The organism is Pseudomonas sp. Y24-6, assembly GCF_020295325.1.
In the GTDB taxonomy this organism is placed as follows: domain Bacteria; phylum Pseudomonadota; class Gammaproteobacteria; order Pseudomonadales; family Pseudomonadaceae; genus Aquipseudomonas; species Aquipseudomonas gregormendelii.
In genome coordinates this window covers 1-525 of sequence record NZ_JACBXG010000051.1, presented here as the reverse complement: position 1 = coordinate 525, position 525 = coordinate 1, and the positions used below count along the sequence as shown (strand labels likewise).

The 525-nt window shown below is 55.2% G+C and carries 1 protein-coding gene; it reads right to left on the bottom strand.

All coding sequences use genetic code 11. From position 1 onward, the window contains the following. Positions 1 to 370: DUF2931 family protein (locus tag HYI44_RS29200; RefSeq protein ID WP_225571217.1), on the bottom strand; the 370-nt coding region annotated here is incomplete at its 3' end. Positions 371 to 525: the final 155 nt, after the last annotated feature.

The following is a 525-nucleotide window of genomic DNA, read 5'->3' as shown; positions in this document are numbered from 1 at the left end:
CACTTTCCGGTATCTCGATCCAACCCTGATAGGTTTGCGGTTCAACCACCGATTGCCAGCGCACATAGATACGCACCGGCAGTTTTGCATCTCTTACATCTCTTTCGTTGCCTCCTCCTGTCACCAGCCAGCCACTAGCTCCAGGAGTACCATTTTTCCTACCTTCGGAAGCCCCACTGCCAATTCGACGGTAAAAATCCCCATCGACATCTACGGTGGCGCTATCCTCTACCCAGCCCCACATTGCATAAGGCGTGACAAAACCCAGCGCCCACGGCCCGGCATCCGGGTCCGAGCGCCCCCAAGAGAGACCCGAAGCCTGACAACCGCTGAGAAACAAAACTCCTAACAAGATCCATGGTGTTCGCATAATCGTGACTTCTAGTCGGGGACATGGGGATGCTGCACGCGGATCCCGTCCGTGGTGGGTGTATTAATGAGCTGTGGGAATGGAACCCATCACCGGATAGCGAAAGCCCGCTGAGTGGCGAGCTAAAACTACGTCGATTTACCAGCTCCCATAGG